The sequence below is a fragment of the Rothia sp. HMSC065B04 genome (genome assembly GCF_001812285.1).
Lineage (GTDB): Bacteria > Actinomycetota > Actinomycetes > Actinomycetales > Micrococcaceae > Rothia > Rothia mucilaginosa.
Map to the genome: position 1 here is coordinate 293,633 of NZ_KV808410.1, position 22,238 is coordinate 315,870.

The window sequence follows — 22,238 nt, forward strand, 5'->3', positions numbered from 1 at the left end:
TGTGTTGCAGGTGCGTGCACCTAGCTGTTTTATGCGTTATGGGCGCTATCCTCTGGGGATATATGCCTTCACTTGGGTTCATGTTGGTTTTGCGGCTATGAAATTCAGTGTGTATGAAGTCGTGTTTTAGTCACAGAAACCTAAATATTCCTTGATTTGTCAAGGGAAATTCAGTGCCAAAGCTAAAATTTCTGACCGCTAAAACGTGATTCCTTGTGTACCCAATGTACCACTGAACACCCACAAAATCGGGCATATTCCAACATTTAGATCGAAGCTCATAATTGCACACTAACCTAAAGCCCACCCCGGTTTGAGGGCTTACCCAGCCTCCCTCCCCCGCTATTACAAGGGAACAAGGGCCCGCCAAAGCCCTGCCAGAGCATGCAGTGCCTCGGGAACATTCAAACCGACACAACCCAGCCCCGCACCATCAATCCCCGCAAACCCCTAAACGGCATACAAAAAAGCTCCGGAAGGAAAAACCTTCCGGAGCTTTATCTGTCGGGTTGACAGGATTTGAACCTGCGACCCCTTGACCCCCAGTCAAGTGCGCTACCAAGCTGCGCCACAACCCGATTCGTTATTCACGATATTGTTTTCAAGGTTTCCCCTGAACACTCGAATAACTATACCGGGCTTTTAACCCCCGCGCAAGCCAGAATCCCTATTTTTAGAAAAAATCTTAAAAATCTTTTCCTCACGGATTTTTCGTGCAGATTTTCCGCACAGAATCCAGCGCGCGGGAGCCAAGCCTAGCACAAGCCTAGCAAGGGAGCCAGCCCAGCAACACGGCATCAGGCAGACACCCCCGCTACTAGCGGCGGCCGCCCTTACCCTTCTTAGCCTTCGCGCTCTGACGCTCACCCAGGGAGCGGCGCTCACGCACACGCATCGAAATCTCAATCGGAGTACCCGTGAAATCAAAAGTCTCACGCAGACGACGCATAATGAAGCGACGGTAACCCGGGTCCAAGAAACCGGTAGTAAACAGCACGAACTTCGGCGGACGCGAAGACACCTGAGTACCAAAGAGAATACGCGGCTGCTTACCACCACGCAGCGGGTGCGGATGCGCAGCAACAATCTCGCCCAGGAACGCGTTCAGGCGACCGGTCGGAATACGCGAATCCCACGACTCCAGCGAGTGCTCCAGCGCCGGCACCAGCTTGTCCTTGTGCCAGCCGGTCTTCGCCGAAATGTTCACGCGAGGAGCCCACTGCACGTGCGCCAGGTCGCGCTCAATCTCGCGCTCAAGCATGTCGCGGCGATCCTCATCGAGGGTATCCCACTTATTGAATGCCAGAACCATCGCACGACCCGAATCAATCACGGTCTGCACAATACGCACATCCTGCTCAGAAATCGGCTCAGAAACATCCAGCAGCACCACGGCAACCTCAGAACGCTCCAGAGCAGTCTGAGTACGCAGCGAAGAGTAGAACTCCGCGCCCTTAGCCATGTGCTGGCGACGGCGAATACCCGCGGTATCCACAAAACGCCAGGGGTAGCCGCCCAGCTCAATAATCTCGTCAATCGGGTCACGAGTCGTACCAGCCAGGTCATTCACCACGGCACGCTCAGAACCAGCCAGCTTATTCAGCAGCGACGACTTACCCACGTTCGGGCGACCCACCAGAGCCACACGACGCGGGCCGCCCAGCGCCTCCGGCTGAGCGAACTGCGAGTGCTCCGGCATGACCTCAAGAATCTCATCCAGGGCATCCGCCAGACCACGGCCGTGCAGACCCGACACCGGGAACGGCTGGCCCATACCCAGCGACCAGAGGTTATAAATCTCCGGCTCCAGGTGAGCGTCATCGATCTTGTTAGCAATCAGAATGATCGGCTTCTTCACGCGGCGCAGCATACGCACAATCTGCTCGTCCGAAGCGGTCACACCCACGCGGGCGTCAACCACCAGGACCACAACATCGGCCTGTTCCACAGCGATCTCAGCCTGCTCAGCAACCTGAGCATCAATACCGCGAGCGTCAGACTCCCAACCACCGGTATCAACCAGGGTGAAGCTCTTACCCAGCCACTCAGCCTTATAGGACACGCGGTCACGAGTCACGCCCGGCTTATCCTCAACCACCGCTTCACGGCGACCCAGAATACGGTTAATGATGGTCGACTTACCCACGTTCGGGCGGCCAACAATCGCCACTACCGGATCAGCGAGCTGCTCTTCCTCTTCCTCAATGTCGAAACCCCAGGCACCCAGCAGGGCGCGGTCCTCTTCATCCAGGTCGTAGTCCTCAAGACCCTCAAGCAGAGCCTGAGCACGCTGGTCAGCGGTCTCATCATCAATCTCAGCGAGGCGCTCGGTAACGTCGTCCTCGCCACCGCCCAGGTACTTATCTTCGTAATCGTCGCGGATAGCGTCCTCAGCCATGCGCATTCCTTTCTCTACCCGCCCCCGCGCCCAACCCATTGGTCAGCACGCGAGCACGGCTCAACGTCTTATCGGGAGCGGATGCACCACTCCCCCAGCGTTTCGGCGGGGCCTAGCCCGCGCGCTTCGCCTTCAACTGGTCATTCACAGCGTTAATCACTGCAGAGACCGTCGCATTAAAATCAAGATCCGAGCTGTCCACCAGGGTCACGCCCTCGGCAGCTTCCATAAAGTTATTGACCTTCGAATCCTTCGCATCACGCTCAGCGATCTGCTTGCTCAAATCACCCGAAGCACCCGACTTCTCAGAGTTCTCCAGGCCGCGGCGCGCCATGCGCACCTCCTCAGAAGCAGTCAGCAGGATGCGCGCATCAGCATCGGGAGCAACCACGGTGGTGATATCGCGGCCCTCAGCGACCATGCCGTTAATAGCGTGGTCAATCATCCAACGCTGCAGACCGATCAGGTGCTCACGAACCGCCGGAACCGAAGCCACAGCAGAAACAGCCGAAGAAATGCGCTCGCTACGAATCTCCTCACGGATATCGGTCGAGCCCATCAGAATCTCTTCTTCCTTAATGTTCGTACCGAACACCAGGGGCATCTCCTCGACAGCCTTCGCGATCGCTTCAGCGTCGTTCAGGTCAATGCCAAGTTCCAGCACACGGTAGGTTGCGGCACGGTACATTGCACCGGTGTCCAGGTACGCCAGACCAAAGTGGCGTGCAACTTCCTTAGACACAGACGACTTACCGGAACCGGAGGGACCGTCAATAGCAATCGTCAGTTTAGGGTTCTCGTGCATCAGCACTCCTTAAAATTCGTCTCAAACTTTATGCCGGAAAATACAGCTTTAACTCTACTTCACAACACGCCAACCGCGAGCCGACAAATCGCGGACCAGCGCCTCATGAATGGACGGATTGACCGAGATTTCAGCCATACCCACCGGGGCGCCCGTCGAGTGCTCCAGACGCAAATCCTCAAGGTTCGCGCCCAGCTCACCAATCTCGGCAAGCAAACGAGCCAGCGTGCCGGGGGTGTCGTCCACCAGCACCGTCATCTTTGCGAACGCGGCGGGGGCTGTACCGTGCTTACCCGGAATACGGCTCACGCCCGCGTTGCCTTCGCTCATCAGCTGCGCCAAATCCAGGCGAGCGCCGGATGCCGTCGGGTTCTCCAGCGTTGCGATGAGGCGGTTCAGGTCATCACGCACCCCGTAGAGGGTCTTCACAATCGGGTCAGCGTTCGCCGCAAAAATCTGCACCCACAGCGTCGGGTCCGAAGCCGCAATACGCACCGTATCGCGCAAACCCTGACCCGCCAAAGACAGCGCATACAGCGGAGTGTCCTGCAGACGCGAAGCCAACAGTGAACTCATCGCCTGCGGCACGTGAGAGATCAGAGCAACCGTCTGATCGTGCTCCTCAACGCTCAGAGAAGTCACAATCGCGCCCAGTTCCACCGCCACAGAACGCACCAGACGCACACACTCGGGGCGAACCGAATCGTGCTCGCAGATAATCCACGGACGCGCCTGGAACAGCTCACCGCGAGCAGCCACCGGGCCCGACTTCTCACGCCCAGCCATCGGATGCGAACCCACGTAACGGGACGCATCCGCACCCGAGGCAAGCACATCAGCCAGCGGTTGCACCTTCACCGAGGCAACATCCGTCACCACGGCGCCGGGGTAGCCTGCCTCCGGTCGAGGCGCGTAGGTGTTCAACGCGCGAGCGCACACGGCACCGGCACTATCCGGAGGCGCAGCCACCACCACCAGCTGCGGGGCGAGGGCGGCGCGTTCCTCCTCCGACAGGGTGGAGATGCTTGTACCGGCACCAATATCCTGCGCCACTGCCTCGGCGGTGGGTGAAATATCTTGGACGTACACGTCCTCGCATCCTGCCGCACGCAACCCCAAACCAATGGAGGCACCCAGCAGACCCGAGCCGATAATGAGCACCGGCCCGGTTAGCGTTGAGTCCATGGGCAGCTCAGATGCGGAAAGCTCAGCGGGCGAGCTCATGACAACTCCTTAGCGTTATTACATGTCCACCGAAGCGAGCAGGTGACCGATCTCGACCTTGGAGAGGTTACGGACGGTGCCCTGCTTCTGCGAACCAATACGAATCGGGCCCATCTCGACACGGACCAGGCGCTCGACCGGGTAGCCGACCGCGTCGAAGAGGCGGCGCACAATGCGGTTCTTACCGGAGTGGATGGTCACCTCAACGAGCACGTGGCCAGGGGTGGAGTCCACCAGCTTGAACTCGTCAACGCGGGTCACGCCGTCTTCCAGGCGAATACCCTTCTTCATGGCTGCGCCGACGCCGGGCTCCATGGGGCCGGGAACCTGCACCAGGTAGGTCTTGGGCACCTCGTAAGAGGGGTGGGTGAGGCGGTTCGCCAGTTCACCGTCGTTGGTCAGCAGCAGCAGACCCTCGGTTTCGACGTCCAGGCGGCCCACGTGGAATACGCGCTCGCTCATGGAGGAACGCAGGAAGTCGGAGATGCAGGGGCGACCTTCGGGGTCTTCCATGGTGGAGACCACGCCGGCGGGCTTGTTGAATGCCATGTAGACGAGCTTGTCGTTGGTCTGAACGGTCATGCCGTCCACTTGCACGGTGACCTTGGAGGGGTCCACGCGCACGCCCAGCTCGGTCACGACTTCACCGTTGACGGTGACGCGGCCTTCGGTAATCATTTCTTCGCAGACGCGGCGGGATGCCACACCGGCCTGGGCAAGCAGCTTCTGCAGGCGTACGCCGTCGTGGTCGTAGAACTCGTAGTGGTCTACCGGGGCGTTGCGGGGGCGGCGGGGGCGGTGCGGGCCAGCGTAGTTGCTGACGCGGTATTCGCCGCGCTCGTTTGCGAAGGCTTCGCCGGAGCGGTAGGGGCGGCCCGGTGCGCGGCGTTCGCGCTTGGGCAGTTCGGTACCGCGGCCTCGGCCGGAACCTGCGCGGCCTGCGCCGAACTTCTTCTCGCCAAACTTCTTGTCACCGAATTTCTTCTCGCCGAAGCCCTTTGCGCCGCCCTTGCCTGCGCCACTCTTCGGTGCGCCGGGACGACCGCCGCGTGCGGATGCGCCCTTAGCGCCGGGCTTACCGCCCTGACCGGGACGAGCAGCGCCGGGACGGCCACCGCGGGAGTTCTGGGGGCGACCGGATGCAGAGCGGCCGCCGCGGGAGGAGTTTCCATATGCCATGGTGTTCTTCTCTTTTCTGTCGTTGTAGTTCTTGTTAGTCTTTGTGCCCGGCACCGAATATGCGGTGTTTATGTCAGCGCCAAGGGCGCTTATCCGGGTAGTTCTGCCGCAGGTTTTCAGCAGAACCGTTGGACGTTTCGTTATTGCCGAAACGGCTGTAGCTGGCGGGCTAGTCGTTACCTTCGGCGAGGACCGCCGCCTCCGTGTCGTCGGGCAGGAAGGGCGCAAGCGCCGGCAGCTCCTCCAGGGAGTTCAACCCGAGCTTCACCAGTAGCAGCTCCGTGGTTTCGTAGAGGGTCGCGCCGCTTCCGGATTCACGACCAGCCTCACGAATCAGCTGCCGTTGCAGTAGCTGACGGATTGCCGCGTCCGCGTTTACGCCTCGAATGGAGGCTACCCTCGCCCTGGTCACCGGCTGCTGGTAGGCAATCACGGCGAGCGTCTCGTAGGCGGGCTTGCTCAGCGTCGCGCTCTTGGAGCGGGTCACGAAGCGTGCCACCCAGGGGGCGAAGTCGTCGCGGGCGTAGAGCTTCCAGCCTCCTGCGATGTTCCGCAGCTGGAATCCGCGCGGTTCGGGCGCCACCCGGTTTTCGTCTTCTCCGTAGCCGCTTTCTTCGCCGTTGTACTCGCGGTACAACTGGTCGAGCGCGTGCTCAACAGCGCGTTCGCTGACGATGAGAGCGGCGGAGAGTTCACGCACGCTCACGGGCGCTTCGGCAACGGCGAGGATCGCCTCGATGGCGCTTTTGACGCCACCGGGGATTGCCTCGACCTTGGAAAATTCGGCTTCGGCATCGACCGCCACACTGGGTGCGGTGGAGGGGCCTCCCGCCGGAATCTTTGCCGATTTCGCTACCGATTTCGCTTCCGGTTTCTTCGACTCGCGGGGCGCAGTTTCCTGCGATTCCTCAGGGATTTCGGAATTATCGGAGTCCTCTACCGTTTCAGCGTCCTCAGCTTTTTCGGCAACCTCAGTGCCCAGAGGGGCTGCTGCTACCTCGTAATCAGCAGGCTCAACGTCCGCCTCAGCAGGCTTTGAGCTCTCAGTCTCTACCGTCTCTGCTACCTCTACCGGCGCCGAGTCAGCCTGTTCCGAATCCTCATCCGCGTTCGGATCCCAGTAGCCCATGTTCACGATGGCAAGGTCATCAGGGGTGAATTCACGGTCAAAGCGTGAGCCGTGAATACTCATAATCCTCCTCTACCGGTTCCGTGTTAGCTTCAGATTCGTTCACTTCGGGTGATTCAGACGCTTCACCGATTTCATGCGCATCCTGAGTGTCTGTTGCTTCGCGAATCACGAACTGTGCGGCGCTCGCGCTCGCACGTACCCGAATGGCTCCGAGTGGTGCGTCCTGTTCCACGTGCAGGGCGCCTTCTTTGTAGAGCTCGAGCAGGGCGAGAAAACGAACCACCGCGATTTCTAGTTCGCCGGATCCTTGAACCAGTTCGGCGAAGCTCAGTTCCCGCGCCGCGGTATCGAGCAGGCTGTGCAGAATGTAGTGTTCTTCAGCCGCGATGGTGGTGAGCGGAACGTGCAGGTGCTCGTTGAGTTCTTCAACGATTTCTTCGGGTTCCGGTTCGGGTTCTTTGGGGGTTCGGCTCAGTGCTGCTGCGGCGATGCGGGCGAACTCTTCAGCGCCTCCGGTGAAAACCAGCTCGGGAAGCGCCTGGGCGAATCGTTCTTCGAGGGCTACCGCACGGGGAAAACGCTGTGATTCTTGCGCCCAGCGTTCAGCAAAAATATCGGCAACTTCACGGTACGCGCGGTATTGCAGCAGACGGGCGAAGAGCAGGTCGCGTGCCTCCAGCAGTGCAACGTCCTCTTCGAGGGGTTCACGATGCTGCGGGAGCAGGCGTGCGGTTTTGAGTTCCAGCAGGGTTGCGGCGGTGACCAGAAATTCGCTGGCTTCGTCGAGTGCACGTTCGGTGCCTTCAGCGTAGAGGGCGTGCAGGTATGCGAGGAACTCGTCGGTGACCTCTGCGAGCGCCACCTCGGTAATGTCGAGTTTGCGGCGCGAAATCAGGGTGAGTAGAAGATCAAAGGGACCCTCAAAATTACTGAGGGTGAGGGTGAAACCGCGTTCCGGGTTCTGCAGGCCGCGGCCCTCAGTCCGGGCGTTTGCGGCGGTGTCTGCGTTCGGTGTCGGTACCCTCACGGCAGCGACGTTCGTGGTCATAAACGACCTATTCTCCTTAGGTTTATTCTCCCCGGCTTTGTTGGTGCCGTCTCAGATGCGGCTTCTGCTTCGCCTACTTTTTCGGCGTAAGCAGTGTGCGGGGTCTTTAGAATCCACACAATTATACGCCCTCTGCCGGTGTGACTCAAGAGTGAGAGTCACCTCAGCAGAGGGCGTATAGGTGTGGGGGCTTTAGCGTGCGCCGCCCTTGTAGATCAGTTCGCGTGCCACCTGGCGGTATGCTTCCGCACCGGGGTGGCTGGAGGCGTAGCTGAGAATCGGCTCAGCGGACACCGATGCGTCCGGGAACTTCACGGTGCGCTTGATGACGGTGTCGAAGACTTTGTCGCCGAATGCGTCCACGATGCGCGCCAGAACTTCCTTGGAGTGGATGGTGCGCGCATCGAACATGGTAGCCAGCACGCCAACAATCTCGAGGTTCGGGTTCAGGCGGTCCTGAACCTTCTCGATGGAGTCGACCAGCAGTGCGACGGCGCGCAGTGCGAAGAACTCACAAATCAGCGGAATGATGACGCCTTCGGAGGCGGTCAGTGCGTTGACGGTCAGCAGGCCCAGGGAGGGCTGGCAGTCGATGAGGATGACGTCGTATTCGTCGCGGACCTTGCGCAGTGCCGAGGCGAGAACCTGCTCGCGAGCCACTTCGTTGACCAGCTGAACTTCAGCTGCGGAGAGGTCAATATTAGCGGGCAGCAGGTCGATGTTCTCCACGCCGGTGGGCAGGATGACGTCCTTAATGTCGACCTTGCGGTCCATCATGACGTTGTAGACGGTCAGGTCCAGTTCGTGCGGGTTCGCGCCGAAACCGGCGGAGAGAGCACCCTGCGGGTCAAAGTCGACCAGCAGCACCTTACGGCCGCATTCTGCCAGTGCCGCGCCCAGGTTAATGGTGGAGGTGGTCTTACCCACGCCGCCCTTCTGATTCACCATAGAGATAATGCGGGCGGGACCGTGGTTGCTCAGCGGAGCCGGGTCGGGGTATACGCGCAGGGGTCGACCGGTGGGGCCGAGTTCTTGAGCCTGAGCTTCAGTCAATGGTTCACCTTCATCAATGAATTGGAAGTTTTAAAGTTTAAGCGTTGTCTATAAGGTTACCTCAAGAGCGGCTGTTCCGCGGATTGACGGGGTTTTATCCCCGTTCGTGAGCACGCGGATGCGCCATGCGGTACACCTCCATGAGACCCTCGGGCGTGACCTTGGTGTACACCTGTGTGGTGGCGATGGAGGCGTGCCCAAGCAGTTCTTGCACCACGCGAATATCAGCACCGCCCTGCAACAGGTGCGTTGCGAAGCTGTGGCGCATGGAGTGCGGTGAGAAGTCGGAGCTGAGCCCGGCGGCTTCGGCGGCTTCTTTGAGGATGAGCCAGGCGCCTTGGCGTCCGAGTCTGCCGCCTCGTCCGTTGACGAAGAGCGCGGCGGTGCCTTTACCGTGCGCTACGAAGGAGGGGCGGGCACGCACCAGGTAGTCTTGGATTGCTTTTTGGGCGTAGCTTCCGATGGGTACGAGTCGTTCTTTATTTCCCTTACCGAAGAGTCGAACGTAGCCGGGCAGGGTGATCTGGTTGCCGTCTTCATCGGTGAGAGTCCCTTCGAAGTGCACGTCGTCGATATCGGCATTGAGCATTTCGCTCACGCGTGCGCCGGTGGCGTAGAGGAATTCGAGGATGGCTCGGTTGCGTAGCCCGGTTGCGGTTTCGCGGTCGGGTACGGCGAGTAGCCGCTGGATGTCTTCTACGCTGACTGCTTTGGGTAGGCGTTTAACGTTCTTGGGCGGGGTGACCGGTGCCGCCGGGTCGGTGGGCACAATGAGCGCGGAGACCCAGAAGGCGTGTGCTCCGCGGACTGCCGCCATGGTGCGGGCGATGGAGTTCGGACCCAAGGGCAGGGGCAGGTTCGGTGCCCCTTCAGCGGTTGGCGCTTCTTTTTCTGGCGCCCCGGCTTTCTCCGGCTGCCCGGCACGCCCGTTTCCAGTACCTCGCCCCGATTCGGAAGCGATCATCAGTGCCAGCGATTCTGCGGCTTCTTCCTGTGCTTCCTGAGATTCCTGCGCGTTCTGCTTATTCTTCTCCCCCGCTTCGAATCCGGCAAGCGGTACGGTGGGGGCGGCGAGTTCCCGCATGAAGGAGCGTACCTGCGCGGTGGTGATGCGTTCGGGGTCGATGACGCCGAGGGTCGCCATGTAGGCGCTGTATCGCCGCAAATCGCGCGCGTAGGAGGCGATGGTGTGCTCGCTGCTTCCTCGCTCCACGCGCAGGTGGATGAGATACTGCCCGATTGCTCTCTGCAGCGGGGTCTGCGCCTCCTGATGGGAAGAACTCGGAGTAGAACCAAGGGCAGAAAAACCCAGCACGGAGGAACCGGCTGAAGAGGGCACGCCGAGCAGACCCGCGCCGCGGGGTGTCTTGCTCGCCGTGCTTTTTGCCTGCTTCACGCTATCTCCTCTGTCGGTTCTCTTGATATTTGGGGTTGCCGTAGGCGAGGCTACTCCCCCACTCTACGTTCCGTTCTTAGTGGTTGCGGAAGTTCTCCGGCTTTTCGCGGCGCTGGCCCATGTAGGGGTGGAACTCCCAGCCGCCCTCGGCGGGGCGCAGGCCTTCAAAGTTGTTCTGCGCCGCCGCGTAGGTGGCGAGTACCGCCTGGATAGCGAGCGCGTTATGAACCTTTCCGCCCAGCACCAGCTGTACTGCCTCGGCGAGGGGCACCCAGCGGTAGGTCATTTCGGCTTCTTCTTCGGTGCGTTCGCTACGTTCTTCGGCGGGCAGTTCCGAGAGATTACGCGCCAGGTAGACGCGGCCTGCTTCACTGGTTGCGCCGGGGCTGCTGAAGTAGTCGGTCAGAGCGTTCCAGGTGCCTGCCTGCAGGTCTGCCTCTTCGGCAAGTTCGCGCTGCGCGGCGACCAGGGGGTCTTCACCGTCGATGTCGAGCAGTCCGGCGGGTACTTCCCAGAGGTTCATGCGCACCGGGTGGCGGTACTGGTTAAGCATCAGCAGTTCGTTGTTGTCGTTGAGGACCGCCACGGCGACGGCGCCGGGCATTTCCACGACGTCGCGGGTCAGCACGGTGTTTTCGTTGAGTTCGTACTCTTCAACGGTTGTTTCGATCACGTAGCCGCTGTACTTCACGGTGCGGGTGCGGATGGTGCGTTCGGAGGGTGCATCAATAATCTGCTGGTTGTTGCTCATTCTTTCATTGTAGGCGGCTTCTTAGCCCCGCTACGTTTGGCGCGTCAGGTACGGGCACGGAATAAGGCATGTTCAGGTTTAAACGAAAGCATCCCGCTCTCCCCTGCGCGGGGTGAGCGGGATGCTGAACGTTTGTGCCTAGACGTTAGGCGCCGCGGCGCTCCAGAGCAGCCTTAATCAGGCCGGAGAAGAGCGGGTGCGGGCGGGTCGGACGCGAGCGGTACTCGGGGTGTGCCTGAGTTGCCACGTAGTAGGGGTGTGCCTCTGCGGGCAGTTCCACATACTCGACCAGCGAGGAGTCCGGGGAGGTACCGGAGATACGCAGGCCTGCTTCTTCAAGCTGCTCGCGGTACTCGTTGTTCACCTCGTAGCGGTGGCGGTGACGCTCTGCAACCTCGGTTGCACCGTACGCCTTAGCAACCTGAGAGCCGGGAACCAGGTTTGCCTTGTACAGGCCCAGGCGCATGGTGCCGCCCAGGTCGCCTGCACCTTCGACGAACTGCTTCTGCTCTTCGATGGTTGCGATGACCGGTACGGAGGTTTCCGGATCGAACTCGGTGGAGGATGCTTCGGTCAGACCCAGTACGTTGCGTGCGTACTCGATAACCATGGACTGCAGGCCGAGGCAGATGCCCAGGGTCGGGAGCTTGTGCTCGCGTGCGTACTTGAGGGCGCCGATCTTGCCGTCCAGGCCGCGGATGCCGAAGCCGCCGGGCACGAGGATTGCGTCCATGTTGCGCAGCTGGTGGTCTGCATCTTCGTCGGTTGCGCACAGGTCGGCTGCAACCCACTTGATGTTGACCTTCACGTTGTTTGCGAAGCCGCCGGCGCGCAGAGCCTCGGAGACGGACAGGTATGCGTCGGGCAGGTCGATGTACTTACCGACCAGGCCAACGTTGACCTCTGCTGCGGGGCGGTGCACTGCGTCGAGCAGGCGGTCCCACTGGGTGAAGTCCGGTGCGGGAGCCTCAATGCCGAAGTAGTCGAGGATGTAGTCGTCGAGCTTCTGGCTGTGCAGGGTCTTGGGGATGTCGTAGATGCTGGGTGCGTCGGCGCAGGAGATGACTGCGTCGCTGTCCACGTCGCATGCGTTACCAATCTTGGTACGGTGCGATACGGGGACCTCACGCTCACAGCGCAGGATCAGACCGTCAGGCTGGATGCCCAGGCCGCGCAGTGCTGCCACGGAGTGCTGGGTCGGCTTGGTCTTGAGCTCGCCGGAGGGGCCGATGAAGGGCACCAGGGAGACGTGCAGGAAGAAGACGTTCTTGCGGCCAACATCGCGGCGTACCTGGCGTGCTGCTTCCATGAAGGGCAGGGACTCGATATCGCCGACGGTACCACCGATTTCGGTGATGATGATGTCGGGTGCGTTGTCAATTTCCGCTGCGTGACGCATGCGGGCCTTGATTTCGTCAGTAATGTGAGGGATGACCTGGACGGTGTCGCCGAGGTATTCGCCGCGGCGTTCCTTTGCGATGACGGAGGAGTAGACCTGGCCGGTGGTCACGTTAGCGGACTGGTCGAGGTTTTCGTCCAGGAAGCGCTCGTAGTGTCCGATGTCGAGGTCGGTTTCAGCACCGTCGTCGGTGACAAAGACTTCACCGTGCTGGAAGGGGTTCATCGTACCGGGGTCGACGTTCAGGTAGGGGTCGAACTTCTGCATGGTCACAGAGAGGCCACGTGCGCGAAGAAGCTGACCGAGGGAAGAGGCCGACAGGCCCTTACCGAGAGAAGATGCAACGCCGCCGGTCACGAAAATCTGGCGGGTTACCTTGTCGTTAGAGGACGCGTTCAGAGCGTTATTTTTTTCATTCACCACGGAATTCAAGCCTACCATTTTCTTGTCTGCTATCCAAGCAGAGGGTTTTGCCGCGAGAGGATTCTCTCAGGCGGCTTTCCCTCCCCTATTTGTCCTTATCACCACTGTAAACGGAGCTGGGGATTTATTATTCCCGCCGCGCCGTGTAGAAGCAGGTCTAGGAGCATTCACAGAGTATCTCACATCCTCTGGGATCCATGCACCGCTATTGGTCACCGGCGCGGGCTGTACTGGCAACTTTCTGAGGCACGCTCGCACACTTCAGCCCCTTTGATGGTCTTTGGTGCGAAAGATGCCACCTTTCGGCGCTTTTGCCAGCACTTTCCTCATACTTTTCTCTGCCGGTTTGCCGCCGGCTTGCCGTCAGTTTCAGCGCCCCTGCGGCACTTCTCGACCGGCTGCCAGTAGCTCTCGGGCATGCTCTCGCGCCGATTCTGATTGATCGTGCCCGGAGAGCATTCGCGCCAGTTCCACCACGCGTTCCTCTTCGGAAAGTACCTTGACCTTTGAGAGGGACGCGTCATCGTTTTTCAGCACGAGGATGTGCTGGTCCGCGAAGGCTGCAACCTGCGGCAGGTGGGTGACCACCAGAACCTGCACGTGTCGGGCGAGCATGGCGAGGCGGCGACCGATTTCGATAGCTGCCTTACCGCCCACGCCGGAGTCCACCTCGTCGAAGATGAAGGTGGGTACGGGGTCCACTTCGGCAAGCACTACCTCCAGGGCGAGCATCACGCGGGAGAGCTCGCCGCCGGAGGCGCCCTTACCGAGCGGGCGCGGCACGGCGGTTCGGTGCGGCGCCAGCATGAAGGTCACGGTGTCTCGGCCGTGTACCGAGAACTTTTCAGCTTCGGCAACCTCCACGACCAGGGAGGCGTTCGGCATGGCAAGAGCAGTGAGCTCTTCGCTGACGGCATCCGCCAGTTTCTGCGCGGCAGCACGGCGCAGGGCGGTCAGCTCTTCTGCCTGGGCGCCAAGCACCTTGCGTAGCTGTACCAGCTCGGTTTCGAGGGTTTCCTGTCGCTGCGGATCATCCACCAGGGTCTCGAGGCGTGCGCGGGATTCTTCGGCCCATTCAAGCACCTCGGCGATATCCGCCCCGTACTTGCGGGTGAGAGTCGCCAGCTGGGCGCGGCGAGTCTGCACCTGCGCCAGACGTTCGGGGCCTTCAACATCCAGGGATGCCATGTAGGAGGACAGCTCCGAGGAGATATCGGTGGCAAGAATCAACAGCTCGTTGACGCGCGCGGCGAGGGAGGCAAGCTCTTCGTCAGCGTCTGCCTGCGCCTGTAGCGCGGAGCGGCTTGCATCGAGCAGACTCATGACGCTCTGCTCGTCGCCGGTGGAGTATTCGCTACCGCTAATCGCTGCGGATGCGGTTGCCGAGGCAATGCGTAGCGCTTCCACGTTCATGAGCTTCACCATTTCGGCTTTGAGCTCTTCTTCTTCCCCGGCCTGCGGATTGACGGCGCTGATTTCTTCGAGGGCACCCTGCAGGGTCTGCGCTTCGAGGGCTCGTGCGCGAGAGTTTTCGCGTACTTCCTTCAGCTCTGCGGCGGCGGCGCGGTATCGCTCGTAGTTTTCGCGGTACTTCTCAAGCAGGTTGGCGAGCTCTTCACCCGCGTACAGGTCGAGGGACTGGCGCTGCTCTGCCGCTGATTTGAGGCGCAACTGATCGGACTGGCCGTGGACTGCAACAAGAGTCTGACCAATCTGAGACAGGGTTCCGATGGGCGCGGAGCAACCTCCAACATGCGCGCGGGAGCGTCCCGAGGCGTTGACGGTGCGTGCCAGAAGCAGCTCGGAGGTCTGTTCGTCGATGTCTTCGGCGGTGCCGCCGGCTTCTTCAGCAAGCTCAAGGGCGCGGTGCCCGTGGGGCAGGCGAATGACTGCTTCGGCGAGGGCGCTCTTGGCGCCGTTGCGCACGCTGGATGCGTCGGATCGGGCGCCCAGGAGCATGCCGAGGGCAGTGACGACCATGGTTTTACCTGCGCCGGTTTCGCCGGTCAGCACGGAGAATCCGGGTTCGAGGGGGAGCCTCGCATCGGTGATGATGCCGAGGTCTCGAATATGGATTTCCTCAATCACGAACGTTCATTCCTTTTCTTTAGTGCTTCTCGGTATCCTGCGGGCCGCGCCAGCCACGGATCGGAAGCTCAAATTTACGCACCAGTCGCTCTGAGAAGGGAGCCGGGTGGATACGGGCGAGCAGCACCGACTTTTCGGAGCGTCTCACCTCAATACGGGAGCCGGGGTCCAGCTCTACGGTTCGGCGGCCATCGCACCAGAGCACGCCGGAAGCGCCGTTTCCGGGCATCATTTCTACCGCCAGAGTGGAGGTCGGCGCTGCTACCAGCGGGCGCGCGAAGAGCGCGTGAGCCGAGAGCGGCACCATGAGAATTGCTTCAACTTCGGGCCAGACGACCGGGCCGCCACCGGAGAAAGCGTAGGCGGTCGAGCCGGTGGGGGTTCCCATGACCACGCCGTCGCATCCGAAGCTACTGAGCGGGCGGCAGTCCACCTCGATAATGACTTCAATCATTTTTTCGCGGTTGCCCTTTTCAACACTGGCTTCGTTCAGCGCCCAGTCGCTGTGCACGCGCTTGCCGTCGTTCCAGACTTCCACGTCGATTGCCATGCGTTCTTCAACGGTGTATTCGTTGTTGACGATGCAGCGAACGGTTTCGGTCAGGTCGCTCTCTTCGGATTCGGCGAGGAAGCCGACGTGCCCTAGGTTCACACCGATGAGCGGAACACTGGTTCGGCGCACCATTTCTGCGGCGCGAAGAATCGAACCGTCACCACCGAGCACCACGCCGAGTTCAATATCGATGAGCGCCACGGATTCGTGGACGACCTGCACGGGGACGGGCTCGTCCCAGTTTTCACTCAGGGTCTCCAGATCGGAGCGAGTCATGACGGGCGCGAGTCCCGCTTCGTAGAGCTGGGTGCATGCCTGTCGGGCGGCATCTCGTGCTTCTTTGCGCCCCACGTGGGCGAAGACGAGAATCTTACGGTGACGTTGTTCCACCGAGTCTTCGGAACCATGACGTTCGAAACTGTGGTGTTCGGAACCATGACGCGCACCCGCGGAAGCTTCCTGCGCGGTTGCTTCCTGCGGTGCGTGGCTTTCGTGTTCTGCCATAACGACTCTCTCCCATCGAGGTGTTGAGATCGGGGTGTTGAGATGGTGTATCTACACCTATCATACCGAATATGTTCTCGAAGATTTTCTAAAGAACTATATTTTTAGAAGATTATTTCGAATAATGTACAGCTGGGGTATCTCTAAAATACCTGTAAAAATACCTGTGAATAGCGCGGCAGCCTGAGAAAGCCCCACCCTCAACGCGTCCTGCGTTACCGAGCGGTTTTCTCAGACTGCCAATACCACTATTTATTTTCGGCACTATATTTACTTTCGACATCGTTGAATAGGGAGTTGTAAAAAAGTTCCCTTAGCCTGCACAACAAGATAATTTCGAAATATCTTTATCGAACGTAAGTGCAACTAATTTTAGCCCTTCAGCCATTGTTAAATATGGCGCTAGGGTTTCTGTTAAATCTTCTATCGTTAAGCCAAATTTAACAGCTAATGATGCTGCATAGATGACATCTCCTGCATTTTCAGATACAATATGAACCCCTAATACTTTTAGTGTTTCTGCATCTGCTACTAGTTTAAATACACCGGTTGTTTCACGGTTTACAATTGCTCTTGGAACAGCATCTAAAGGTAATACAGATGTCTTCACATCATACCCTTTCTCTTTTGCTTGTTCTTCTGTTAAACCAACCGTTGCAACCGTCGGATTCGTAAACGTAACAGCAGGAACTACCGATAAATCTATTTTTTTGTTTAATCCACCAATAGCATTATCAGTAATAATTCCACCTTCATAGGCTGCTACATATACAAATTGTGGTCCTAAAGTCACATCTCCTGCTGCATAAATCTTTTCATTACTTGTTTGACCAAAATCATTGATCAGGATTTCATTATTTTTTCCAGTTTCAACACCTGCTGCACTTAAATTTAAAGAATCCGTATTTGGTTTTCTTCCAGTGGCAACAAGTAACTGATCTGATTCAATGACTTCTCTACTGCCATTTACTGTTACGTAAACCCTTTTTATCTCTCCACTTTGTTCAACACGCTCAAAAGTTGCCCCTTTGACAAGGTTTATACCCTGTTCAATTAACGCTTTTTCAACTGACTCTGAAATCTCAGGATCATACTCCTTTAAAAGTCGCTCACTTCTTTGCATAAGCGTTATTTCTGAACCTAAATGATGAAATAGTTGTCCAAGCTCCATTCCAATGTATCCTGAACCAATTACAGTTAATCGTTTTGGTATTTTCTTTAACTCAAGAAGTGTTGTACTAGTTAAATAGTCCATTTTTTCAAGTCCTGAAATTTGGGGCAACGAAGGCGATGCACCTGTTGCAATTAAAAAGCGTTTTGCAGATAACTTTGTCCCATTGACCTCAACCGTACTAGCATCAACGAATTTTGCTTCACCTTTAATTAAATCAAAATTATATTCATCAATTAAATCCATATATTTTTGATTCCGAAGTTCGCTCACCAATTTATCCTTTTGCGTGATTAAACTAGCTAAATCCACTTCTCCAGCGGATGTTTGTAAACCTATAAACGGATTGTCTTTTGATAAATGATTGATTTCCCCTGCCCTAAGAAGAGTTTTTGACGGAACACAGCCAATATTCACACAGGTTCCCCCAACCGTTCCACGCTCAATCATTCCAACTTTTGCACCGTATTCTATAGCTTTAATTGCCGAAGAAAAGGCAGCAGCACCAGAACCAATAATAAGAAGGTCATAATTGTCTTCATTAATTAACGCCACGTTTTCTAGTGATGATACTTCTTCAATTTCTCCGGCTTGGTAATTTGCTTCATCAATCGCCTTTATTGCACTTTCAACCTCAATATCATCGGGCAGTTCAAATACTGCTTCACCACGACGATAACTAGACTCAATATTTTTAGCACCTATCTTTTCAAGTGCTGACTCTACGTGTTTTTCACAACCCGTACAAGTCATTCCTGAAATGTTTACCTTAAATTTATTCATAAAAAAGCTCCTTTCGTTTGTTAATGTTTCTACTATAACATAGTTTCAACTCGTTTTAAATCCTCTATTTGTTTTTGCACTTCCTTTTGTTTTTAGAAACAAATTCGAACATATCTTAACAACGAACTTCATCTTTATCTACAACACCAAGTAATTTATAAATCTCGCTTAAAGAGAAACCAAGTTCCTGTATTCGTTTAATAAACCCAACACGCTTAACGTCATCATATGAATATATCCGATAACCAGCTTCCGTTCGGTGAGGTTCTTGTAATAAATTTTTTCGCTCGTAATATCTGATCGTTTCTTTATTAACTCCACATTTATCTGCAAACTCACTAATGCGATAAATCATCTTATTTCACCCCCTGAATATTATAAACCATGTACCATAGTACACGGTCAAGTAAATTGGACTATTTTATTTTTTTCCCAAAGTATCACTCGTATGTGATTGATACTTTTATATAATACTATTGATTATCCTAACATCCCACCAGAAAATCCGATTTAAACACCAGTTGTTTTTAAACTATTAAGAAAGTAATTCCACTATATATTCCGAAGACCTTTATTTTTTGCACCATAGGAAGTACTCTACGTTGCCGTCCTGTCCGGGGAGCGGGCTGGGTTCCATACCCATCACACGCAATCCGTGGCTGACCGCAGATGCCTGAACTTTTTCTACTGCTTCACGGCGGGCGGATTCTTCGTGCACCACTCCCCCACGTCCGATGCGGTGCTTGCCGACCTCGAACTGCGGCTTGACCATGAGCACCAGGTCGCCGCCGGTTTCGGTGGCGTTCGCTAGCGCCTCCATAACCAGGGTCAGCGAGATGAACGAGAGGTCAGAAACCGTCAGTTCGACCTGCCCGCCAATATCTTCGGGCTTCATGTAGCGGACGTTGAGTCCTTCGTACACGCCAACTCGCGGTTCTTCACGTAGCGCGTCTACAAGCTGTCCGTGTCCCACGTCCACGGCAGCCACATGGGCGGCGCCTCGGCGAAGCAGTACGTCGGTAAAGCCTCCGGTGGATGCTCCCGCGTCCAGGCAACGTTTGCCTTCCACCTCGATATCGGGGAATGCATCGAGGGCACCGGCGAGCTTGTGACCTGCGCGGCTGACGTATTCAGTCAGCTCGCTCTGGCGCACGTAGAGGGTGTCCTCCGGGCCCACGATCATAGATGCCTTGCGCGCGGCCTTGCCGTTGACCTGCACGTCCCCGGCGGCAATAAGCTTTGCGGCGAGGGTTCGGGAGCTCACGAATCCGGCTTCGACCAGGTATTTATCGAGGCGCACGTGTCCTTATCTTCTTTCTGTCGTTGTCTGGCGACGGGTTATCTAGTGCAGGTGAACCCTCAGAGCTTTGCTGTCTGAGGGTTCACCGCCGCGAGCTAGGAGAGGTTTTCGAGGTCCTTTTCCAGTTGCTCGCTCATCGTTTCGAGGCGCTTGACGCGCTCTACAGGGTCCATGGCGAGGGTCACCGCGAGTTGGCGCTCGAATTCTGCGTCAAGCTCAGCGGTTTCCTCCGCTTTGTTGTTAGTGTCCTGGTCCTTAGGCACCGGGAATCCCCTGAATGTTGGGGCGTGCTGCCTGCTCGGGGTTTGCTGCCCACCATGCTGCGCAGGCTACGCGCCATGCTTCGGCTTCACTCTCGCTGCCTGCGAATGCTTCGGCGTCTTCAACCTCGGGGCCGGTCAGGCTCAGGTTTTCACCGCGGACTCGTGCCTGCCAGGTGGGGCCGGTTGCGGTGACTTCGTAGCCTTCGTAGAGCACCTCAATTTCGGGGTAGGGTGCGAAGAAGTCCTCGAGGGTGCGCAGAATATAGGTCGGACGCTGATTCGGTACTGCCTCGATGACGTCCTGGTAGGTCTGTACGCCGGTGAGGACGAGGGCACCGTCCATCTTTGCGTTGTTGGCACCGAGAATGTCGGTGTCCAGGCGGTCGCCCACAATGACGGGGCGGCTGGAGTTCACGGCCTTTGCTGCAGTGTGGAAGATGGGCGCTTCGGGCTTGCCCGCAACGAGCGGGGTACGGCGTGAGGCGGTTGCTACGGCAGCAACGAGAGTTCCGTTGCCGGGCGCCTGACCGCGCTCCTTGGGGATGGTCTGGTCGGTGTTGGTTGCGATCCACAGCACATCGGGGTTTGCGAGGGTGTAGGCGGCTTCTGCGAGGTCTTCCCAACCCATCTTCGGGTTGAAGCCCTGGATGAGGGCTACGGGGCCTTCTTCTTCCTTGCGTACGGTTTCGAGGCCTACCGCACGAACGCAGTCGGCGAGTGCTTCGGTGCCGGTGATGAGTACTTTGGAGCCTGCGGGTACGTGCTGTGCGAGCAGTGCGGCGCCTGCCTGTGCGGAGCTGACGACTCGTTCTGCTCGGGTGTGCACGCCCAGTTCGCGCAGGTGCTCTGCTACGGATTCTACGGAGCGCGATGCGTTGTTGGTGACGAAGATGACCGGTACATTGAGTTCTTCTTCGGCACGGTTGAGCGCTTCGGGTGCGCCTTCGATGGCGAAGGGACCCGCGTAGACCACGCCGTCCAGATCGGAGAGGAGGGCATCGTAGCGGGATAGGAGTGCGTTCGTGGTCATAGAGTGTTCCTCTCGGGGGCTCTGGCGGTTGTCGCTATTAATCGTACCTGTTAGACACTCATACGTAGGTGCCTTCCGGTGATTATGTGCGAAACCGCTGGACGCTCTCCCCTGCTTGGGTGTGGCGTCCAGCGGTTTCACGCTGACACTTAGGTCACGTATTTAGAATTCTTAGATTCTCTGCAGTCTTATTCTGCGGAGGTTTCTTCTGCTTCTTCAGACTTAGGCGCATCAGACTTAGGCGCTTCGGTCTTCTCGTCCTCAGCTACTTCTTCCTGAGCTTCGTTTGCTTCCTCTTCAGCGGAAGCATCCGCGGTCCCTTCAGCGTCTTCTGCGGTTTCAGTGAGTTCTACGGACTTCTCTTCCTGTTCGAAGAGGCCTGCTTCACCGAACATGTCGAAGATTTCGGGTTCTGCGAAGTTGCCCTGGCCCAGTGCTGCTTCTGCCATGAATGCGAGGCGTGCCCAGCGTTCTGCTTCCTGGTTACGGCCTGCGTTAGCCAGCGCGTCGGAGTATGCGCTGAACAGACGGGGGCTGTACTCGAAGGCACGCTTGGGGTTCAGCTGAGGAATCTGCAGCGCTACGACAGCTTCAGACTTCTTGCCCTGATCACTGAGGATGCCGGATTCAACGATGGCGAGCTCTACGCGCACGTTGGCGGGCAGTTCTTCCTTCTTGAATTCTGCAATCATTTCCATTGCCTTGGGCAGACGGCCGAGTGCACGTTCGCAGTCCACCAGCAGTGCCAGGTGATCTACGGAGCCGCTAATACGGCGGTGGGTGCGCAGTTCGCGCAGTGCCAGTTCGAAGTCTTCTGCAACGTATGCGGCGACGCCAACGGCTTCACGTACTGCGGCAATACGGCCTGCACTGCGGGATGCTGCAACGGCGTGTTCCAGCGCGAATTCGGGGTCGATGTCGAGGTAGCGACCGGCCATGGCGAGGTGCTTTGCAACGGTTTCTGCGTTGCGGGGTTCCAGAGCACGCAGCTGACGGAAGGTTGCACCGTCCAGCTCGCGACCGGTGATGTCATCGTCAATTTCCGGTGCCTTGGGCTTTGCGGGGCGGTAGCCTACACGGCCACCGATGCTGCGTACTTCTTCGCGAGGTGCTTCTGCTTCGGGACCGTTGGAGCGAGGTGCCTTGGAACGGGAGTCGGAGCGACGGCCGTCGAACTTCTTGCCTCCGCGGTCGTTACGCTTGAAACCGCCCTTGCCGCCAAAGTTCTTGCCGCCCTTCTTGGAGCGGAAGTCCTTTCCTCCGCTGTTCTTGCGGTGCTGGCGGGGGCCGGAGCCGTTAGACTCGTGACGGGGGGTCTCAGACATGAATCTCCTTGGGAGGTATCCGCTCTTGGGCGGGTAGGGTATGCAGTCGATTCGGGCGAACCGCTGCCTGAGGCATCAACTCTATGAGGGGTGCTTAGATGCACCCGCTAATGCCTAAACATAAGCCATACCATTCTAGTATAGAGAACACCTTCCGTGCACCCGTACTGATGGGATGTTAAAGACAAATGGGGAGGCGGTTAGGCCTCCCCAAACAAAAATAGCCCCGGCGAAGCCGGGGCTATTGAATAATAAAGCGGCGATGACCTACTCTCCCACACCCACAAAAGTGCAGTACCATCGGCGCGAAGAGTCTTAGCTTCTGGGTTCGGAATGGAACCAGGCGTTTCCCTCTCGCTATAATCACCGCAAACCTACGGGATTGTTATCCAAAAACCATACAGTGAACGCAA

The 22,238-nt window shown here is 57.7% G+C and carries 17 protein-coding genes, 1 tRNA gene, 1 rRNA gene and 1 pseudogene; all 20 read right to left on the reverse strand.

The window, feature by feature from the left end:
* Positions 1 to 504: 504 nt before the first annotated feature.
* The 20 genes and pseudogenes from HMPREF2845_RS08520 to rrf all read right to left on the reverse strand — a co-directional run bounded on the left by HMPREF2845_RS08520 (position 505) and on the right by rrf (position 22,196).
* A tRNA-Pro gene (locus HMPREF2845_RS08520) sits at positions 505 to 578 on the reverse strand.
* Between the two features lie 239 nt (positions 579 to 817).
* A complete protein-coding gene (gene der / locus HMPREF2845_RS08525; RefSeq protein WP_070634467.1) occupies positions 818 to 2,398 on the reverse strand; it encodes a ribosome biogenesis GTPase Der in 1,581 nt (526 codons plus the stop codon).
* A 112-nt stretch (positions 2,399 to 2,510) separates the two neighbouring features.
* The gene (gene cmk / locus HMPREF2845_RS08530; protein WP_070634468.1) at positions 2,511 to 3,203 is read right to left on the reverse strand and encodes a (d)CMP kinase; all 693 of its coding nucleotides are present in this window, start codon (positions 3,201 to 3,203) and stop codon (positions 2,511 to 2,513) included.
* A 54-nt stretch (positions 3,204 to 3,257) separates the two neighbouring features.
* Positions 3,258 to 4,427, reverse strand: coding sequence for a prephenate dehydrogenase (locus HMPREF2845_RS08535; protein WP_049356222.1), 1,170 nt, complete (start codon positions 4,425 to 4,427; stop codon positions 3,258 to 3,260).
* An 18-nt stretch (positions 4,428 to 4,445) separates the two neighbouring features.
* On the reverse strand, positions 4,446 to 5,606 hold the full coding sequence (locus HMPREF2845_RS08540; RefSeq protein WP_005507699.1) for a pseudouridine synthase: 1,161 nt from the start codon (positions 5,604 to 5,606) through the stop codon (positions 4,446 to 4,448).
* Positions 5,607 to 5,775: 169 nt separating this feature from the next.
* On the reverse strand, positions 5,776 to 6,798 hold the full coding sequence (gene scpB, locus HMPREF2845_RS08545) for an SMC-Scp complex subunit ScpB (protein ID WP_070634469.1): 1,023 nt from the start codon (positions 6,796 to 6,798) through the stop codon (positions 5,776 to 5,778).
* On the reverse strand, positions 6,773 to 7,786 hold the full coding sequence (locus HMPREF2845_RS08550) for a segregation and condensation protein A (RefSeq protein ID WP_070634470.1): 1,014 nt from the start codon (positions 7,784 to 7,786) through the stop codon (positions 6,773 to 6,775). The genes scpB and HMPREF2845_RS08550 overlap by 26 nt, the downstream gene beginning before the upstream one ends.
* 192 nt (positions 7,787 to 7,978) lie before the next feature.
* A complete protein-coding gene (locus tag HMPREF2845_RS08555; protein ID WP_049350385.1) occupies positions 7,979 to 8,839 on the reverse strand; it encodes a ParA family protein in 861 nt (286 codons plus the stop codon).
* Between the two features lie 94 nt (positions 8,840 to 8,933).
* Positions 8,934 to 10,235: a tyrosine recombinase gene (locus HMPREF2845_RS08560; protein WP_070634471.1), complete on the reverse strand. Its 1,302-nt coding sequence runs from the start codon at positions 10,233 to 10,235 to the stop codon at positions 8,934 to 8,936.
* Between the two features lie 76 nt (positions 10,236 to 10,311).
* Entirely contained in the window at positions 10,312 to 10,986 is a 675-nt protein-coding gene (locus HMPREF2845_RS08565) for an NUDIX domain-containing protein (RefSeq protein ID WP_049350387.1), read from the reverse strand.
* A gap of 145 nt (positions 10,987 to 11,131) precedes the next feature.
* Complete coding sequence (locus HMPREF2845_RS08570; protein WP_070600477.1) at positions 11,132 to 12,826, reverse strand: CTP synthase; 1,695 nt, start codon at positions 12,824 to 12,826, stop codon at positions 11,132 to 11,134.
* Positions 12,827 to 13,177: 351 nt separating this feature from the next.
* Entirely contained in the window at positions 13,178 to 14,896 is a 1,719-nt protein-coding gene (gene recN, locus HMPREF2845_RS08575; protein WP_070634472.1) for a DNA repair protein RecN, read from the reverse strand.
* Positions 14,897 to 14,915: 19 nt separating this feature from the next.
* Positions 14,916 to 15,953, reverse strand: a complete 1,038-nt coding sequence (locus HMPREF2845_RS08580; protein ID WP_141752965.1) for an NAD kinase — start codon at positions 15,951 to 15,953, stop codon at positions 14,916 to 14,918.
* 313 nt (positions 15,954 to 16,266) lie between these two features.
* Positions 16,267 to 17,907 (reverse strand): mercury(II) reductase, encoded by a 1,641-nt coding sequence (gene merA, locus HMPREF2845_RS09140; RefSeq protein WP_001031938.1) that lies wholly within the window; start codon positions 17,905 to 17,907, stop codon positions 16,267 to 16,269.
* A 35-nt stretch (positions 17,908 to 17,942) separates the two neighbouring features.
* A pseudogene (merR, locus tag HMPREF2845_RS09145) lies at positions 17,943 to 18,262 on the reverse strand (Hg(II)-responsive transcriptional regulator); the annotation flags it as partial.
* Between the two features lie 216 nt (positions 18,263 to 18,478).
* Positions 18,479 to 19,207, reverse strand: a complete 729-nt coding sequence (locus tag HMPREF2845_RS08585; RefSeq protein WP_049353033.1) for a TlyA family RNA methyltransferase — start codon at positions 19,205 to 19,207, stop codon at positions 18,479 to 18,481.
* Positions 19,208 to 19,302: 95 nt separating this feature from the next.
* Positions 19,303 to 19,470 (reverse strand): hypothetical protein, encoded by a 168-nt coding sequence (locus HMPREF2845_RS08590; RefSeq protein WP_049353034.1) that lies wholly within the window; start codon positions 19,468 to 19,470, stop codon positions 19,303 to 19,305.
* The gene (locus tag HMPREF2845_RS08595) at positions 19,463 to 20,500 is read right to left on the reverse strand and encodes an HAD-IIA family hydrolase (protein WP_070634473.1); all 1,038 of its coding nucleotides are present in this window, start codon (positions 20,498 to 20,500) and stop codon (positions 19,463 to 19,465) included. The genes HMPREF2845_RS08590 and HMPREF2845_RS08595 overlap by 8 nt, the downstream gene beginning before the upstream one ends.
* 188 nt (positions 20,501 to 20,688) lie before the next feature.
* A complete protein-coding gene (locus HMPREF2845_RS08600; RefSeq protein ID WP_049354921.1) occupies positions 20,689 to 21,825 on the reverse strand; it encodes a tetratricopeptide repeat protein in 1,137 nt (378 codons plus the stop codon).
* 254 nt (positions 21,826 to 22,079) lie between these two features.
* Positions 22,080 to 22,196: ribosomal RNA gene (gene rrf / locus HMPREF2845_RS08605) — 5S ribosomal RNA — on the reverse strand.
* Positions 22,197 to 22,238 lie beyond the last annotated feature (42 nt).

What these genes read in the sequence shown, in the direction of transcription:
- HMPREF2845_RS08535 (WP_049356222.1), bottom strand. Translation starts at nt 4,427, where the DNA reads ATGAGCTCGCCCGCTGAGCTTTCCGCATCTGAGCTGCCCATGGACTCA.
- HMPREF2845_RS08570 (WP_070600477.1), bottom strand. Translation starts at nt 12,826, where the DNA reads ATGGTAGGCTTGAATTCCGTGGTGAATGAAAAAAATAACGCTCTGAAC.
- HMPREF2845_RS08540 (WP_005507699.1), bottom strand. Translation starts at nt 5,606, where the DNA reads ATGGCATATGGAAACTCCTCCCGCGGCGGCCGCTCTGCATCCGGTCGC.
- HMPREF2845_RS08580 (WP_141752965.1), bottom strand. Translation starts at nt 15,953, where the DNA reads ATGGCAGAACACGAAAGCCACGCACCGCAGGAAGCAACCGCGCAGGAA.
- HMPREF2845_RS08550 (WP_070634470.1), bottom strand. Translation starts at nt 7,786, where the DNA reads ATGACCACGAACGTCGCTGCCGTGAGGGTACCGACACCGAACGCAGAC.
- merA (WP_001031938.1), bottom strand. Translation starts at nt 17,907, where the DNA reads ATGAATAAATTTAAGGTAAACATTTCAGGAATGACTTGTACGGGTTGT.
- cmk (WP_070634468.1), bottom strand. Translation starts at nt 3,203, where the DNA reads ATGCACGAGAACCCTAAACTGACGATTGCTATTGACGGTCCCTCCGGT.
- scpB (WP_070634469.1), bottom strand. Translation starts at nt 6,798, where the DNA reads ATGAGTATTCACGGCTCACGCTTTGACCGTGAATTCACCCCTGATGAC.
- HMPREF2845_RS08595 (WP_070634473.1), bottom strand. Translation starts at nt 20,500, where the DNA reads ATGACCACGAACGCACTCCTATCCCGCTACGATGCCCTCCTCTCCGAT.
- HMPREF2845_RS08565 (WP_049350387.1), bottom strand. Translation starts at nt 10,986, where the DNA reads ATGAGCAACAACCAGCAGATTATTGATGCACCCTCCGAACGCACCATC.
- der (WP_070634467.1), bottom strand. Translation starts at nt 2,398, where the DNA reads ATGGCTGAGGACGCTATCCGCGACGATTACGAAGATAAGTACCTGGGC.
- HMPREF2845_RS08600 (WP_049354921.1), bottom strand. Translation starts at nt 21,825, where the DNA reads ATGTCTGAGACCCCCCGTCACGAGTCTAACGGCTCCGGCCCCCGCCAG.